Source organism: Leclercia sp. W6, from assembly GCF_003336345.1.
Taxonomy (GTDB): Bacteria; Pseudomonadota; Gammaproteobacteria; order Enterobacterales; family Enterobacteriaceae; genus Enterobacter.
The window spans coordinates 3464228-3481268 of the sequence record NZ_CP031104.1 but is presented as its reverse complement, the minus strand read 5'-3'; the positions used below and the strand labels follow the sequence as shown (position 1 = coordinate 3481268).

Sequence of the window (17041 nt, the reverse complement as noted above, 5' to 3'; positions counted from 1 at the left end):
GAGTCTGTGCTCATCTCTGCGTCACATTATGTGTAAAAGTGGTCCTGCCAATAGTGTGATGTAGGGTTAATGACAACAAATGGTTAACCAAATGTTATTGGTCGGCAATGTGTTTGTGAGCGAAGATTATAGAAATGTGAACCGGGGAAGGATTGCTTAGTGAATTGGTAGGGCCAATATGGAGGGGGAGAAAGCGGTAGGCCGGGTCAGCATCGCGCCACCCGGCAAAAAATCAGAATTCGGTCTTACTGAAACCCGTCATCTCTTTCAGACCCATCTCACGACCCAGCTCGGTCATCGGATGGACAACCACCAGGCCGCGCACACTTTTCTTCAGCTTGCCCATATCGGCCTGCTCTTTCTTGGTGATCGCACGGCGGAACGGCAGTTTAGTGAGCTTTTGCGCCTCTTTGCTCAGCTTCTGGCTGTGCACGCTGCGCAGACGTTCGATCTCAGTTTCCAGCGTCGCTTTCTCTTTTTCCAGTTCGGCGTACTTCTCTGCGGCATCAACCAGAGAGAGGCTGGCCTGCTGGTGGCGGATCAGATCCAGACGATCGCTCAGACGTTTAATTTCACTCTTTTCGACTTCTTTCATAACAAATGGCTCTAAAAACAGGGGGAATTACCACAAAGGATACACGAATGTGCGCAGGCTTACTTCTGAAACGCTTTTTTTAAGCTGATTCGGGAAATCAGCTCGGTCAGGGAGAGTACCATGGTAGAGCGAACAATCTGCTGATAACGCTGTTTCTGCATGGCGTACAGTTCAGGATCGCTGGTATCAAAATGCGGGGCCGGGGGCAGGGCGGTAACGCAATGCAGCTCACCCAGCGGGCCGAGGATCTCGTCGTCGGTAAACGAATAGTCGTTGCCGTCATGATTGAGCTCCTCGCGCAACGCCATCAGCAGTTCCGCATCTTCATACTCGTGACGGCTGATGACGCCCAGGCCATAGATCAGTTTCAGACGTACAGATAAATCGCCCAAGGGGCCGTCACCGTCGAGCAACGGTTCAACTGCGTATTTCACTGCGTAGTCGTCTTTGCGAAACACCTGAAGCACTAGGATATTCACCGCCTCGGTTAACAACTCGACGGCGGATATCAGGAAACTTCGAACGGTTTTGCCAGCATTCAGACGCTCCAGCACACGGTTTTCAAAGGCCTGGGTTTGTTCCATTATTGCCTGCATATCTGACAAACTATATTCCGGGCGCAGGATGACCTGCGCCAGTTCCTGCATCATTTGGTTGTGTTATATACGTTCACCGCCTCCACAACCACGTCGCTGTTGGCATCCAGACCGGATACCTGCGCCAGCGCGGCCTGTGGACCTTTCTCAGCAATCAACTGCGCCAGTTCCTGCGCCTGCGGATCTTCTTCGCTGCGGTAGTGCATCGCGGCGGCAATGCCTTTGACCAGGTTGGCGTGCGGCAGACCATATTCCAGGGTGCCGAGCAGCGGCTTAATCAGGCGATCGCCCGCACTCAGTTTGCGCAGCGGCTGACGGCCAACGCGCTCAACGTCATCTTTCAGATACGGGTTTTCAAAACGACCGAGGATTTTCTGAATGTATGCCGCATGCTTATCGGCATCAAAACCGTAGCGTTTAAACAGTACCGCGCCGCTCTCATCCATTGCACCTTTTACCACGGCGCGGACCTTCTCATCGAGAATGGCGTCACGAATGGTCTGATGACCGGCTAATTTACCGAGGTAGGCGGTTATAGCATGCCCGGTGTTCAGCGTGAAGAGCTTACGTTCGACAAATGCCATCAGGTTATCAGTTAATTCCATGCCAGCAATGTCAGGCAGTGGGCCTTTAAACTGGGTTTTATCGACAATCCATTCGCTGAAGGTCTCGACGGTCACTTCCAGCGGATCGTGAGTGGCAGAGGCGGACGGTGGCACAATACGGTCTACGGCGGAATCAACAAAGCCAACGTGCTCTTCAACCCAGGCTTTGTCTTCATCGGCTACCGCGGCCATCACGTGGCCTTTCAGCTGGCTGGTACCGCGCACCATGTTTTCACAGGCGATGATGTTCAGCGGGGCGTCGTTACCCTGGGCCTTACGTTTGGCCAGACCTTTCGCCACCGCTGGCGCAATGCGCTCCAGGACCACCGGACCGACGGCGGTCGTCACCAGGTCAACCCCGGCAATCAGGTCGATAACGTCGTCGCCAATGCTGCTGACCGCGTTGACGCCGGTCACGGTTTCAACCTGCTCGTTTTCGCCAACTACATGCACCTGATAGCTATGACGTGCATTCAGGGCATCAAGTACCGTCTGATTGACATCGGCGAATGTCAGCGTAATGCCTGCGTCTGCCAGCAGTTTGCCGATAAAGCCACGACCGATGTTACCTGCGCCAAAATGTAATGCTTTCATAGTATTAACCTTCATCAATGTTTTTACCCGAGAGGGCTGGGGTGAGGAACCACGCGAATTTCCCCTCACCCTAGCCCTCTCCCCAACGGGGAGAGGGAGGTTTGCTTAACTTACTTGTTCAGCAGCGCCAGAACTTCTTCTACGCTGGTGGTGTTAGCCAGACGTTCGATAACACTCTCATCGTCCAGGGCATTGGTCAGGCTGGTAATCACCTGAATGTGCTCGTTGTTACGGGCCGCGATACCAATTACCAGACGGGCGATGTCATCTTCTTCTTCACCGAAGCGCACGCCTGCCGGGTACTGACAGAACACCACGCCGGTTTTCAGAACGCGATCTTTCGCTTCAACCGTACCGTGCGGTACCGCAATGGATTCGCCCAGGTAGGTCGGGGTCAGTTTTTCACGTTCCAGCATCGCATCAACATATTCTGGCTGAACGTAGCCGCCTTTCACCAGCTGCTCACCGGCAAAGCGAATCGCTTCTTCTTTATTGCTCGCGGTACGGCCAAGGAAGATGTTCTCAGCACCCAGACGGAACAGGTGGCTGTTGCTCTCATCGAAGCTGTCCTGCAGGCTGGTACGCACTTTCACTTCGTTTTCTTCGTGACGCTGTGCCGCCACCAGGCGTTCGGTCAGGCTGGTGTACAGGCCGCTGTCGAGGAAGTTGGTCAGCGAAATGTGCTGCGCCTGCGGTACCTGGCGCATCGCACGCTCGGTCAGGTCGCGGTGGGTGATGACCAGGTCAACATCCGGCGGCAGGCTGTTAATGGCGCTGTTAGTAACGGAGATCTGAGACAGACCGGCATCCGCCACTTTCTTACGCAGTACGCCTGCACCCATGGCGCTGGAGCCCATACCGGCGTCGCAGGCAACGATGATTTTACGTACATGGCTCAGGTCGTTAGAAACATCGCCCGCAGCCAGCGGCGTTGCGCCTTTAGACTGGGCTTTCATGTCCTGCATACGACGGGTTGCCGCTTCGATATCGTCTTCTTCTTTCACTTTGCTGGTTTTCAGCAGGATAGACGCCACGATGAAGGAGACCGCCATTGCTGCAAAGATTGCCGCGAGGTTAGCGAAGTAAGCACCTTTCGGGGTCATCGCCAGTACTGCCAGGATAGAACCCGGAGAGGCTGGAGAAACCAGACCGCCACCCAGCACGCTCAGGGTGAACACACCGGTCATACCGCCGAGGATAACGGCGAGGATCAGACGTGGGTTCATCAGCACGTATGGGAAGTAAATTTCGTGGATACCGCCCAGGAAGTGGATGATTGCCGCACCGCCCGCAGACTGTTTCGCACTGCCACGACCGAAGAAGATGTACGCCAGCAGGATACCCATACCTGGACCCGGGTTCGCTTCAATCAGGAAGAAGATAGACTTGCCGAGGTCATGAGACTGCTGAATACCCAGCGGTGAGAAGATACCGTGGTTGATGGCGTTGTTAAGGAACAGGATTTTCGCCGGTTCAACAAAGATGGACGCCAGTGGCAGCATGTCGTGGGCAACCATGAAGTTAACGCCCGCCGCCAGCAGTTTGGAGAGCACTTCAACTGCCGGGCCAATGCCGAGGAACGCCAGAATCGCCAGGATCATACCGATGATGCCGGCAGAGAAGTTGTTCACCAGCATTTCGAAGCCGGATTTGATCTTGCCATCAACCCAGACGTCAAATTTCTTAATTGCCCAGCCACCCAGTGGACCGGCAATCATTGCGCCGAGGAACATCGGCATATCCGCACCGACAATAACACCCATGGTGGTGATAGCACCGACCACGCCGCCACGGTCACCGCCTACCAGACGACCACCGGTATAACCGATGAGCAGCGGCAGCAGATAGGTGATCATTGGGCCTACAAGTTTTGCCAGCGTTTCGTTAGGCAACCACCCTGTCGGAATAAATAACGCGGTGATAATACCCCACGCGATAAACGCGCCGATATTTGGCATCACCATGTTGCTGAGGAAACGACCAAAGCTTTGAACTTTGATCTTGAAATCGGATGACATAAAACACCCCTTCTTTTTGTTTACGCAGGCCTTCGGCCCGAGGTTTGTTGTGAATGCGGTGGCAGAGGTAGCCTGCACTGTTCTGATGTCGTGAAATCTGGCACTTAATTGTTTCACTGTCCAGATGGGTAAAATTTATGTGATCTAAGTCACGTAAATGTAGGGGGTGTGGTGAAGAATGACGTGATAGATATCACAAAATTGACGCGTAAAAAAAATACAATGGGCATGAAAGCGGCAATTTAGCCCCTTAAATGTGAAGCAAATCACATTTCGAAGTCGCGAGTTTGTTTCTGGAGTGTGATCAAAACCACAAAATATTTTTATGCGGATTTCTCTGGATGTGATCGCTGACAACTTCTGCTTTGGCGAACAGCGCCAGGATGTAAGTCAACAACACTTATAGCTAAAATTAAATGTTTGTAATGTGGTATGGCGAAAAGTTCTAAGCTAAAGTAAACAGGTACTGTAAATTTAAGTCTATTATTATTCAGGATATATTTTGTCACGCTTATAAACTTGCATGGAGATATAACAAAAAACCATACTCCCCGGCTCTGAAATATTAAGTTCACGATGGTGTGCTTAACAGTGAATTAATATGCTTGCTTACCATTTAATTATTTAAATGAGTTGTTGATTTATTTAGCGAGGCAAATATGTTTCTCAACTATTTTGCGCTGGGTGTGTTGATTTTCGTATTCCTGGTTCTTTTTTATGGAATCATCGCTATCCATGACATTCCATATAATATTGCCAAAAAACGCAACCATCCTCATGCCGATGCGATCCATACGGCGGGATGGATTAGCCTGTTTACGCTCCATGCCATCTGGCCGTTTCTGTGGATTTGGGCCACGCTCTACCAGCCAGAGCGCGGCTGGGGGATGCAGAACCACATTCAGCCGCCAGAACGTAGCCCCGACGTAGATGCGCTGGCGAAGCGCGTAGCCGAGCTGGAACAAAAACTGGCCGCCGTGCCGCCCGTTGCTGACAAGAATACGCCGGAGCAATAATCATGGATCTGTTGATCATATTGACCTATGTCGCGTTTGCATGGGCCATCTTTAAAATATTCCGTATCCCGGTAAACCAGTGGACGCTGGCGACCGCAACATTAGGCGGCGTATTTATCGTGGCCGGCCTTATTTTATTAATGAACTATAACCACCCCTATACGTTTACGGCGCAGAAAGCGGTAATCTCAATTCCGATTACGCCGCAGGTTACAGGGGTGGTAACTGAAGTGACCGATAAAAATAACCAGCTCATTAAAAAGGGCGAAGTGTTATTTAAAATCGATCCGGGCAGGTATAAAGCCCGCGTCGATCGTCTGCAGGCCGACCTGGTGACGGCGACACACAATATTGATGTCCTGAAAGCCCAGCTTGCGGAAGCACAATCGAATACCACCCGCGTCTCCGCCGAGCGTGACCGTCTGTTCAAAGACTATCAGCGTTATGTGAAAGGCAGCCAGGCAAAGGTAAATCCGTTCTCTGAAAGCGATATCGATAACGCGCGGCAAAACTACCTGGCGCAGGACGCCATGGTGAAAGCCTCCGTGGCGGAACAGGTGCAGATCCAGAGCCAGTTAGAGAGCATGTCTAACGGTGAGCAGTCGCAGATTGCCTCTCTGCGCGCCCAGTTGGCCGAAGCCACCTATAATCTGGACCAGACCATCATCCGGGCGCCGAGTAACGGCTACATCACCCAAGTGCTGATTCGTCCGGGAACCTATGCGGCTTCACTGCCGCTGCGTCCGGTGATGGTGTTTATCCCTGAACAGAAACGGCAGATTGTGGCGCAGTTCCGCCAGAACTCGTTGCTGCGTCTGAAACCGGGCGATGAAGCCGAAGTGGTATTCAACGCCCTGCCAGGCCAGGTCTTCTCTGGCAAGCTCACCAGCATCCTGCCGGTGGTGCCGGGCGGTTCTTACCAGGCGCAGGGCTCGCTGCAATCCCTGACGGTGGTGCCGGGTACTGACGGCGTGCTGGGCACCATTGAACTGGAGCCGAACGCCGACGTGGACGCTCTGCCTGACGGTATCTATGCCCAGGTGGCGGTTTACTCCGATCACTTCTCGCATGTTTCCGTGATGCGTAAGGTCCTGCTGCGTATGACCAGCTGGATGCACTACCTCTATCTCGACCATTAATCCCCTGAAAGGCAAGCATGCGCGACGCATCGCCTGCCTTTTTTCTTTGCCTGAGCCATACTTATGCTTTTGTTGGCGGATAAGGAGCAGGCAATGAAACTCATCGGCAGTTATACCAGTCCCTTTGTACGTAAAATCTCCATTCTCCTGCTGGAGAAAGGCATCACTTTTGAATTTGTTAATGAACAGCCCTATCAGGCTGAAAGCGGTGTCGCGCAGTACAATCCCCTGGGCAAAGTCCCGGCGCTGGTAACCGATGACGGTGAACACTGGTTCGATTCCCCCATCATTGCCAGCTATATCGAACTGCTGGATATCGCCCCGGCGATGATCCCCCGTGAACCGAAAGCGGCGCTGGCTATCCGGCAAATCGAGGCGCTGGCGGACGGGATCATGGATGCGGCGTTAGCCTCCGTGCGTGAACAGGCCCGCCCGGCGGCGCAGCAATCTGAGACCGAGCTGCTGCGCCAGCGGGAGAAAATCGCTCGCAGTCTCGATCATTGTGAGCAGCTGATCCGCGAGGGGAAAATTGCCACCGACAGCGTCAATCTGGCGACCATCGCCATTGCCTGCGCCATCGGCTACCTCAATTTCCGCCGGGTTTCACCGGGCTGGTGCGTTGATCGTCCGCTGCTGGTTAAGCTGGCGGAAACCCTCTTCCAGCGTGAAAGTTTCGCCCGTACCGAACCGCCAAAGGCTTGATGTCGTCGATAACACTTCCTTGCCGGACGCGGTACAATCGCCCTGACATTGACTCCCTCTCCCGTCGGGAGGGGGGAAAATACCTAACCGTCAGGCATATTCATGACTACTCAGCACGCTCTCTACAGCCAACTCCCCGCGACCGATCGTCTGCTTCGCGATGCCCGTCTTACTGCCATTATTGCCCGTTTTGGTCACAGCCGAACGGTGGAAACCTTGCGTCTGTTGCAGGACGAAGCCCGCGCCGGGATCCGCGCCGACAACCGCCTGCCAGCGTGGTGCGACGACTGGGCCCTGGAGACCGAAAAGCGGCTGACGCAGGATGACGAACAGGGGCTGCGGCAGGTGCTGAACCTGACGGGCACCGTGCTGCATACCAATCTGGGACGCGCGCTGCTGGCAGAGGAGGCGGTTGCCGCGGTCAGCCAGGCGATGCAGGTGCCAGTGACCCTGGAGTACGATCTCGACGGTGCCGGACGCGGCCACCGCGACCGCGCGCTGGCGGCGCTGCTGTGCCAGCTCACCGGGGCGGAAGATGCCTGCATTGTGAATAACAACGCCGCCGCAGTGCTGCTGATGCTGGCCGCGACGGCGAGCGGCAAAGAGGTGGTGGTCTCCCGCGGTGAGCTGGTAGAGATTGGCGGCGCGTTTCGCATCCCGGATGTGATGACCCAGGCCGGGTGCCAGCTTCGCGAGGTGGGCACCACCAACCGTACCCACGACCGGGATTACGCCGCAGCCATCAATGAAAACACCGCTCTGCTGATGAAAGTGCATACCAGTAACTACCACATCGAAGGCTTTACTCATGCCGTCGACGAAGCCGAATTGGTGCGCATCGGGCAGGAGAAAGAGGTGCCGGTGGTCGTCGATCTGGGCAGCGGTTCGCTGGTGGATCTCAGCCGCTATGGCCTGCCGAAAGAGCCGATGCCCCAGGCGCTGATTGCCGCTGGTGTCAGCCTGGTGAGCTTCTCGGGGGATAAGCTGTTAGGCGGTCCGCAGGCGGGGATTATTGTCGGCAAGCGCGATCTGATTGCCAGATTGCAACAGCATCCACTGAAACGCGCCCTGCGGGCGGATAAAATGACCCTCGCCGCGCTGGAGGCGACCTTGCGACTCTATCTTCACCCGGAGACGCTGGCCGAACGGCTGCCGACGCTACGCCTGTTGAGCCGCGATGCCGCCTCCATTCATCGTCAGGGAGAGCGGCTGCTGACACACATTGCTGCACACTATCCTGACTTCGAGGTGCGCGTGGAAGATTGCCTGTCGCAGCCGGGCAGTGGGTCGCTGCCGGTGGATCGTCTGCCCGGCGCGGCACTGACCTTTACCCCGCGCGACGGGCGCGGCGGCCAGCTGGATGCGCTGGCATTGCGCTGGCGCTCGCTGCCCGTGCCGGTGCTCGGACGGATCAAGGACGGGCGCCTGTGGCTGGATTTACGTTGCCTGGAAGATGAAGCACTGTTTCTGGAGATGTTGTTGAAATGATTATTGCCACTGCCGGTCATGTTGACCATGGCAAAACGACGTTATTGCAGGCGATCACCGGCGTCAACGCCGACCGACTGCCGGAAGAGAAAAAGCGCGGCATGACCATCGATCTGGGTTATGCCTACTGGCCGCAGCCGGATGGCCGGGTGCTGGGGTTTATCGACGTGCCGGGGCACGAAAAGTTTTTATCCAACATGCTGGCGGGGGTAGGCGGTATCGATCACGCCCTGCTGGTGGTGGCCTGTGATGACGGGGTGATGGCGCAGACACGCGAGCATCTGCAGATCCTCAGTCTGACCGGCAACCCGCAGCTGACGGTGGCGCTGACCAAAGCCGATCGCGTCGATGAGGCCCGGGTGGAGGCGGTGCGCGAGGAGGTGCTGGTGACCCTGCGCGATTATGGCTTCGCGGATGCCACGCTGTTTGTCACCGTCGCCACCGAAGGGCGGGGAATTGATGCCCTGCGTGAGCATCTGCAACAGCTCCCTGAGCGCGCCCATGCTGACCATCACCGTTTTCGGCTGGCTATCGACCGCGCCTTTACCGTGAAAGGGGCGGGGCTGGTGGTGACCGGCACGGCGCTGTCTGGCGAGGTGCGCGTGGGTGACAACCTGTGGCTGACCGGGGTCAACAAGCCGGTACGTATTCGCGGGTTGCACGCGCAGAATCAACCTGTCGAACAGGCGCACGCCGGACAGCGTATTGCCCTGAACCTGGTGGGCGATACGGAAAAAGCTGAGCTGAACCGTGGCGACTGGCTGCTGGCCGAAGCGCCGCCGGAGCCGGCCACGCGGGTGATTGTCTCCCTGCAGGGCGACGTACCGCTCGCGCAGTGGCAGCCGCTGCATATTCACCATGCCGCCAGGCACGTGACGGGGCGTGTCTCGCTGCTGGAGGGGGCGCTGGCGGAGCTGGTCTTTGACACCCCTCTGTGGCTGGCCGATAACGATCGGCTGGTGCTGCGCGATATTTCTGCCCGCGTCACCCTGGCCGGGGCGCGGGTCGTGACGCTTAACCCCCCACGTCGCGGAAAGCGTAAGCCGGAGTACCTGCACTGGCTGGCGACGCTTGAGACGGCAACGGATGACCGCAGCGCCCTGCTGGCGCACCTGGAGCGTGGGGCGGTGAATCTGGATGACTTTGGCTGGGCACACCAGCTCAGCGGAGAAGGGCTGCGTCAGCTGACGCAGCAGCCGACGTTCATCCAGGCCGGAAACAGCCTGTTAAACACCCCGGTTGCCGCCCGCTGGCAGCGTAAAATTCTCGATGTGCTGGCAACCTATCATCAGCAGCATCAGGATGAACCTGGCCCCGGGCGCGAGCGCCTGCGCCGTATGGCGCTGCCGATGGAGGATGAAGCTCTGGTGCTGCTGCTGATCGAGCGGATGCGCGAGAGCGGGGAGCTACAGAGCTACCACGGCTGGCTGCATCTGCCGGATCATAAAGCGGGCTTTACCCCGGAGCAGCAGGCCGTCTGGCAAAAAGCGCAGGCGCTGTTCCGCGACGAGCCGTGGTGGGTACGCGACCTGGCGCGTGAAACCGCCACTGAGGAACAGGCCATGCGTCAGGTGCTGAAGCATGCGGCGCAGCAGGGGCTGATCACCGCGATCGTCAAAGACCGTTACTACCGCCACGATCGCATCGTCACCTTTGCGAATCTGATCCGGGCGCTGGATAGCGAGCGCGGCTCGACCTGCGCGGCAGATTTCCGCGATCGGCTGAACGTCGGGCGTAAACTGGCGATCCAGATCCTGGAGTATTTCAACCGCATTGGCTTTACCCGCCGCCGCGGTAACGATCATCTCCTGCGTGACGCGCAGCTCTTTACCGGCGAGTCGCCGCAGCCTTAAGCCTCGCTTCTGGCAAGTTTCTGTTTTGCCAGCCATACGGCGCCCAGCCTGCCAGCCTGGTTACCCAACTGGCAGGGCAGGATGGGCACCTGCAACGATTCCCACTCTTCAAAGGTCTGCAGGTGCCTGTCGAGCAGCTTATAAATTTTCTCCTGCTCGCTGATGCCGCCGCCAATCAGCACCACCTGCGGATCAAACATGGAGATGACGCTGTAGACCCCGCGGGCCAGAAACAGCGCCCACTCTTCGACGGCTTCGCGCAGGTGCAGGTCGTTCTCCATACGCTCGAACAGCTCTTCGCCTTTCGGCATCTCCTCTTCGGAGACCGCCAGCGCCCGGCGGCAAGTCTCCATCAGCCCTTTGGCCGAGGCGACTTCATGCATCCCTTCGCCGTTCTTGCCGACCGGGATCACCCCGAACTCCCCGGCGCGGTGGTGCGAGCCGCGCCAGAGATCGCCCTCCACCACAATACCGCCGCCGATGCCGGTGCCGAGCGTTATGCAGACAAAATTTTCATATTCACGCCCCGCGCCGCGCCAGCGTTCGCCCAGTGCAGCACAGTTGGCGTCATTCTCGGCGATAACCGGCAGGTCCGTCAGCTCTGAGAAAAGCGCATACAGGTTGACGTTGTCCAGATAGTCGAGCGCGCCCGCCTTTGCGGCTTCGCCGGTATGGGTATTGATGTGGCCAGGAAAACTCACGCCGATAGCCGCGATCTCGTGTTCATTCTGGTAAGCCTCGACCACCTCGCGCCACTGTTGCTTAAAGCTCTCCTCATCCTCTGGGGTATCAAACTGATCGGTGGCGATTTCGTTGCCGTTCTCGTCGATCACGCCGTGTTTAATGTGGGTTCCGCCCACGTCAAAGCCGATAAAAAGCCGCATTTATCCTTACCTCCGCCCGGGTTGTGCGCTTTAAGTATGGCTCAGCGCCGAAAACCAAACGTAAAGTAAGGTAATGCGTGAAGGGGCTCGCAAAGCAGGCGACGACTGGCGATGTTTTCACCGCCGCGGTCTACCTTTGAAAGACACTACACACAAGGAGACAGTCATGACGAATAACCCTCCATCAGCACGTATCCTGCCTGGCGAATATGGTTTTCCTCTCAAACTTAAAGCCCGTTATGACAACTTTATCGGCGGCGACTGGGTTCCTCCGGCCGACGGCGACTATTATCAGAACCTCACCCCGGTGACCGGCCAGCCGCTGTGCGAGATCGCCAGCTCCGGGAAACGCGATATCGACCTGGCGCTGGATGCCGCCCATAAAGCGAAAGAGAAGTGGGCGCACACCTCGGTACAGGATCGCGCGGCGATCCTGTTCAAAATCGCCGATCGCATGGAGCAGAATCTGGAGCTTTTAGCCACGGCGGAAACCTGGGACAACGGTAAACCGATCCGCGAAACCATGGCCGCCGACGTGCCGCTGGCGATCGACCATTTCCGCTACTTCGCCTCCTGTATTCGTGCGCAGGAAGGGGGGATCAGCGAGGTGGACAAAGATACCGTGGCCTATCACTTCCATGAGCCGCTGGGCGTGGTCGGACAGATCATTCCGTGGAACTTCCCGCTGTTGATGGCCGCCTGGAAAATGGCGCCCGCGCTGGCGGCAGGCAACTGTGTGGTACTGAAACCGGCGCGCTTAACCCCGCTGTCGATCCTGCTGCTGATGGAAGTGGTGGGCGACCTGCTCCCGCCGGGCGTCGTGAATGTGGTCAACGGTGCGGGCGGGGAGATTGGTGAATATCTGGCGACCTCCAAACGGATCGCCAAGGTGGCCTTTACCGGCTCCACCGAAGTGGGCCAGCAGATCATGCAGTACGCCACCCAGAACATCATCCCGGTCACGCTGGAGCTGGGCGGAAAATCCCCGAACATCTTCTTCGCCGATGTGATGGATGAAGAGGATGCCTTCTTTGACAAGGCGCTGGAAGGATTTGCGCTTTTTGCCTTCAACCAGGGTGAAGTCTGCACCTGTCCAAGCCGGGCGCTGGTGCAGGAGTCCATTTACGAACGCTTTATGGAGCGCGCCATCCGCCGCGTGGAGTCGATCCGCAGCGGCAACCCGCTGGACAACGGTACCCAGATGGGGGCCCAGGTTTCCCACGGGCAGCTGGAGACGATCCTCAACTACATTGATATCGGTAAGAAAGAGGGGGCGGATATCTTAACCGGCGGACGGCGCAAGATGCTGGACGGGGAGCTGAAAGAGGGTTACTACCTGGAGCCGACCATCCTGTCCGGTAAAAATAACATGCGCGTCTTCCAGGAGGAGATCTTTGGCCCGGTGCTGGCGGTGACCACCTTCAAAACCATGGAGGAGGCGCTGGAGCTGGCCAACGATACCCAGTATGGCCTGGGCGCAGGTGTCTGGAGCCGCAACGGCAATCTGGCCTATCAGATGGGACGCGGGATCCAGGCAGGACGCGTATGGACCAACTGCTATCACGCTTATCCGGCCCATGCCGCGTTTGGCGGATATAAACAGTCGGGTATTGGCCGCGAAACGCACAAGATGATGCTGGAACATTACCAGCAGACCAAGTGCCTGCTGGTGAGCTACTCCGACAAGCCGCTCGGGCTGTTCTGACCCTTTAGCGCAGGTCGCCGCTGGGTGGCCTGCGCTATCTGCATACGCAGGGTATTCAGCACGCCGTCGAGTACATACTGCACCCGCCACGGTTGATAGTCACGTTTACGGAAGATAGTCACCAGATCCAGCCACCACTCCTCCTGATGCGCGAAGCAGGGCACCAGAACACCCTGTTCGATCTCTTTCTGCAGGCTCTGTTTGGGCGCAAAGACGATCCCCAGATGATTGCGCGCCAGCTCCAGCGCCGTCTGGGTATTGTCGCAAATATAGTTCCCGGTGACTTTATAGTCATGTATCTGATTGCTGTGATTCGAGCGGAAACGCCAGATATTGGCATCGTCGATAACCATTGAATCAATAAGAATACAGGAGTGGTTAATTAAATCTTCAGGATAACTAATAGGGTGCTTTTTAATATATTCCGGGGTGGCGAAAGCGGTAACCGAATATTTGGTTAAGGTCGTGGCGACCAGACTTTCATCTTTGGGTAGAGCATAGGTAATTAAAATATCGCAATCGTCGGGGAACACGACGCCTTCGAGAAACTCGCTGCCACTCAGGTTATAGGTTTTCAGGCTAATGCGAATATCGCCAATATTGTCGATCTCATGAATCACGTGGCGGGCCAGCCAGGTAATGATACCCGTGGGTCCGTAAATAGTCACTTTACCGCGTTTTTCATGCTTATAATCTGCAATAAAATTAATCAGTTGTTCGTTCTTTTCCAGCGAGGCGTTGATAAAGGGCAGCAGCGACTGGCCAAACTGGGTCAGCGCCAGGTGGCGGGTGGTGCGCTCAAAAATCTTCAGCCCGACGCGAGTTTCGAAATCCGAGAGATATTTACTGACGTTGGCCTGGGCCATACCCAACAACGCGGCAGCATCACCAATGCTGTGAGTGGCGGCAATGACAGAAATAATTTTTAATTCGCGCGGTTTGATTTGCAGCTTGTTCATTGCCTGATGCTCATCTATATGAATTTATATATAATATTATACAAATATCAAAATTGCATTGCGATTTTTGTAACCATTATTATGCGCCGGGTCGCAGGAAATTTAATGGATTACAAACAATGACGTTTAAAAAGAGTTTACTCATCGCCACGGTTTTATTTGCGGCTGCTCCCGCAATGGCCGATGAATTTTCAATTGGCGCGGGCGCCGTTTTTAATGAATCACCGTATAAAGGTTATAACGAGAATGTTTTTGCTGTTCCATTAATGCACTACGAAGGGGAACACTTTTACGTGCGTCAGGCTACCGGCGGCTGGATTGTCTGGAAAGATGCCAAAAACGAACTTAGCCTGACCGCCTCCTGGATGCCGCTGCATTTCGATCCGGACGATAACGACGACTCTGCGATGAAGCAGCTGGACGAGCGCAAAGCCTCCGCGATGCTGGGCGGGGCATACTATCGCCACGAAAGCTGGGGTAGCCTGAAGTTGGCGATTGCCGCCGATGCGATGGATGAGAGCGGTGGGGTGGTGGGCGAAATGTCATATTTCCGCCCATTCCGCATGGCGCGCCTGACCCTGACGCCATCAGTGGGGGTCTTTTACTACGATGAAAGCTTCAACGATTACTACTACGGCGTCTCGCAGAAAGAGTCCCGTCGCAGCGGTTTAAAGCAGTACAACGCAGGCGAAACCGTGACCCCTTATGTGGGTGTGGCAGCTAAATACCCGCTGACACAGAATCTCTCTCTGAATGCCAGCGCCGTCTATACCGTGCTGCCTGACGATGTGAAAAACAGCCCGATGATCGACCGTGACGACAGCTTCGCGCTGATGACCGGTCTCTCCTGGAGGTTTTAAGGAAGTAAAAATCAGCCCTCAGAGATGAGGGCTGATTCTGTTTTCCGGCTTTAGCGTGCGGCGTTCGCCTCATCCACCCAGATCCGCATCTCCCCTTCGCCGCGGTTCGCCCAGCTAAACCACGGAATAAAGGTCAGCGTCTGCGCCTGTTGCGTGGTGGGGGCACGATCGTACTGCCACAGCGGTTGGTGTTCAGCGTCCGCGGCGTGGCGGGCATACCCTTGCGTCTGGATCAGTATCTTATGGGCAAAAATCCCTTTGCCTTCAACGAGCCTGAATTCGCTGTCGGCTGGCAGGGTAAGGTTGTGCAGCCCCGCGCCGTTATCCGCCTCTTCAAGACAGTAGACCAGTGGTCCGCGCTGCAAAGCCACTTTTCCGGCCTGCTGGCGCACCTGCGGATTACCGTAAACCCGGCGGACCGGCATCGGCAGGGTTAACACCAGCTTATCGCCTTTCTGCCAGCGGCGGGTCAGGTAGATATAGCCCTGACGCATCTCACCCGTGATGGGTTTGCCATTCAGCGTGAGCTGTGGGTTGTCGCACCAGTCCGGCACACGTAAGGCCAGGGTATAGTCGACGTCCACCGAGGAGGCGATCTCAATGACGACCTGCTCCTGCCACGGGTAGTTGCCGCTGATCCGCAGCTGCAACTCCTGCTCACCCACCGGGAAAGCCATGCTGTTGCCGATGTAGAGGTTGATAAAGAGGGCATCGTCGCGAACGGTATAAATGTAGTGACCAATCGAGGCCAGAACGCGGGCGATGTTCGGCGGGCAGCAGGCGCAGCCGAACCAGCGCTGGCGAACCGGCTTCACGTGATCGTAGATATGGTTAAATTTCAGCGTCTTCGGATGCACTTCCAGCGGGTTGACGTAGAAGAAGTGTTTTCCGTCCAGCGCCATGCCGCCAAGCACGGTGTTGTACAGCGCCCGCTCCATCACGTCGGCGTACTGGCTGTTGGCTTCCATTTCCAGCATGCGACGGGCAAACATCATCAGGCCGATGGAGGCGCAGCTCTCGGCATAGACGGTGTCGTTTGGCAGATCGTAATCGCTGCTGAAGGCTTCGCCGCTGCTCTGGGAACCAATCCCGCCGGTGATATAGAGCTGGCGCTGGGCCATGTTGTTCCACAGGCGCAGGCAGTCCTGGCGTTTACTCTCGTCCTGGCTCAGACGGGCCAGGTGCGCGACGCCGGTCATCAGATAGACGAACCGCACCGCATGGCCGATGGCGGTTTGCTGTTCCGCCAGCGGCTGATGCGCCTGGCTGTAGGCTTTATCCTGCACCATCCACGCCGGGCCGTAGGTGTTCCAGTACGAGGTTTTGCCGCGCTTTTCATATTCGATGTCGTAGTAGTGCGGCTGGGTGCCACGCGCTTCGACGAAATATTTCGCCAGCGCCAGGTAGCGCGGCTCCTGGGTGACATCAAACAGGCGCATCAGCGCCAGCTCGATCTCCGGGTGGCCGGGATAGCCATGTAGCTGCTGCTCGCCCGGACCAAAGACGCTGTCGATATGGTCGGCCAGCTTACAGACCACCTCCAGCAGACGGCGTTTGCCGGTGCCCTGAAACCAGGCCACGCCCGCTTCAATCATATGCCCGGCGCAGTAAAGCTCGTGGCACTCCGCCAGGTTTGTCCAGCGCTCCTCCGGCGCTTTCACCGTGAACCAGGTATTGAGATAGCCATCGTCGCACTGAGCGGCGGCTACCAGTTCAATCACCTCATCGGCGGTTTTTTCCAGCTCCGCGTCGGGCTTCTGGCACAGCGACCAGGCGACCGCCTCGAGCCATTTCGCCACGTCGCTGTCCTGAAAGACCATTCCGTAGAATTCACCATTTTGCTGACCCGCCGCGATGCGAAAGTTGCTGATGGCATGGCTCGGTTCCGCCTCCTCAATGCGATCGTTCAGGGCATCCCACTGGTAGGGGATGACCACATCGCGCACCAGCTGTTGATACTGACCCAGAAACGGGTCGCTGATTTTCAGTTTATGCAGGTCGGGTTCCATTATGGACATCATGTTCTC

The 17041-nt window shown here is 56.6% G+C and carries 14 protein-coding genes; 7 read left to right on the top strand and 7 right to left on the bottom strand.

All coding sequences use genetic code 11. The features are described 5' to 3' along the window. Positions 1 to 232: 232 nt before the first annotated feature. The 4 genes from DVA43_RS16930 to DVA43_RS16915 form a co-directional block, all read right to left on the bottom strand. Positions 233 to 595 (bottom strand): YibL family ribosome-associated protein, encoded by a 363-nt coding sequence (locus DVA43_RS16930; RefSeq protein WP_103177745.1) that lies wholly within the window; start codon positions 593 to 595, stop codon positions 233 to 235. A 59-nt stretch (positions 596 to 654) separates the two neighbouring features. Further along, a complete protein-coding gene (gene mtlR / locus DVA43_RS16925) occupies positions 655 to 1245 on the bottom strand; it encodes a mannitol operon repressor MtlR (RefSeq protein ID WP_114316217.1) in 591 nt (196 codons plus the stop codon). Then, positions 1242 to 2390, bottom strand: a complete 1149-nt coding sequence (gene mtlD / locus DVA43_RS16920; protein ID WP_114316216.1) for a mannitol-1-phosphate 5-dehydrogenase — start codon at positions 2388 to 2390, stop codon at positions 1242 to 1244. Before mtlD ends, mtlR begins: the two co-directional genes overlap by 4 nt. A 110-nt stretch (positions 2391 to 2500) precedes the next feature. Continuing rightward, the gene (locus DVA43_RS16915) at positions 2501 to 4408 is read right to left on the bottom strand and encodes a PTS mannitol transporter subunit IICBA (RefSeq protein WP_114316215.1); all 1908 of its coding nucleotides are present in this window, start codon (positions 4406 to 4408) and stop codon (positions 2501 to 2503) included. A gap of 659 nt (positions 4409 to 5067) precedes the next feature. Between DVA43_RS16915 and DVA43_RS16910 the strand changes: the two genes are divergently transcribed. The 5 genes from DVA43_RS16910 (at position 5068) to selB (ending at position 10606) form a co-directional block, all read left to right on the top strand. Further along, positions 5068 to 5424 (top strand): DUF3302 domain-containing protein, encoded by a 357-nt coding sequence (locus DVA43_RS16910; RefSeq protein ID WP_114316214.1) that lies wholly within the window; start codon positions 5068 to 5070, stop codon positions 5422 to 5424. Positions 5425 to 5426: 2 nt separating this feature from the next. Beyond that, positions 5427 to 6563: an HlyD family secretion protein gene (locus DVA43_RS16905; RefSeq protein ID WP_114316213.1), complete on the top strand. Its 1137-nt coding sequence runs from the start codon at positions 5427 to 5429 to the stop codon at positions 6561 to 6563. 93 nt (positions 6564 to 6656) lie between these two features. Next, the gene (locus DVA43_RS16900) at positions 6657 to 7265 is read left to right on the top strand and encodes a glutathione S-transferase (protein ID WP_114316212.1); all 609 of its coding nucleotides are present in this window, start codon (positions 6657 to 6659) and stop codon (positions 7263 to 7265) included. Positions 7266 to 7367: 102 nt separating this feature from the next. Continuing rightward, on the top strand, positions 7368 to 8753 hold the full coding sequence (gene selA / locus DVA43_RS16895) for an L-seryl-tRNA(Sec) selenium transferase (protein WP_114316211.1): 1386 nt from the start codon (positions 7368 to 7370) through the stop codon (positions 8751 to 8753). Continuing rightward, entirely contained in the window at positions 8750 to 10606 is a 1857-nt protein-coding gene (gene selB, locus DVA43_RS16890; protein ID WP_114316210.1) for a selenocysteine-specific translation elongation factor, read from the top strand. The genes selA and selB overlap by 4 nt, the downstream gene beginning before the upstream one ends. Here selB and DVA43_RS16885 read toward each other — a convergent pair. Continuing rightward, positions 10603 to 11490: an ROK family protein gene (locus DVA43_RS16885; protein ID WP_103824338.1), complete on the bottom strand. Its 888-nt coding sequence runs from the start codon at positions 11488 to 11490 to the stop codon at positions 10603 to 10605. The two genes, selB and DVA43_RS16885, sit on opposite strands and share 4 nt — an antisense overlap. 166 nt (positions 11491 to 11656) lie before the next feature. On the opposite strand from DVA43_RS16885, the gene aldB reads away from it, so the two are divergent. After that, positions 11657 to 13195 (top strand): aldehyde dehydrogenase AldB, encoded by a 1539-nt coding sequence (aldB, locus tag DVA43_RS16880; protein WP_103177755.1) that lies wholly within the window; start codon positions 11657 to 11659, stop codon positions 13193 to 13195. On the opposite strand, the gene DVA43_RS16875 is transcribed toward aldB, so the two are convergent. After that, entirely contained in the window at positions 13165 to 14154 is a 990-nt protein-coding gene (locus DVA43_RS16875) for a LysR family transcriptional regulator (RefSeq protein ID WP_114316209.1), read from the bottom strand. The genes aldB and DVA43_RS16875 overlap by 31 nt on opposite strands. Before the next feature lie 119 nt (positions 14155 to 14273). Between DVA43_RS16875 and DVA43_RS16870 the strand changes: the two genes are divergently transcribed. Further along, entirely contained in the window at positions 14274 to 15014 is a 741-nt protein-coding gene (locus DVA43_RS16870) for a MipA/OmpV family protein (RefSeq protein WP_114316208.1), read from the top strand. Between the two features lie 50 nt (positions 15015 to 15064). On the opposite strand, the gene DVA43_RS16865 is transcribed toward DVA43_RS16870, so the two are convergent. Further along, positions 15065 to 17032 (bottom strand): glycoside hydrolase family 127 protein, encoded by a 1968-nt coding sequence (locus tag DVA43_RS16865; protein WP_114316207.1) that lies wholly within the window; start codon positions 17030 to 17032, stop codon positions 15065 to 15067. Positions 17033 to 17041 lie beyond the last annotated feature (9 nt).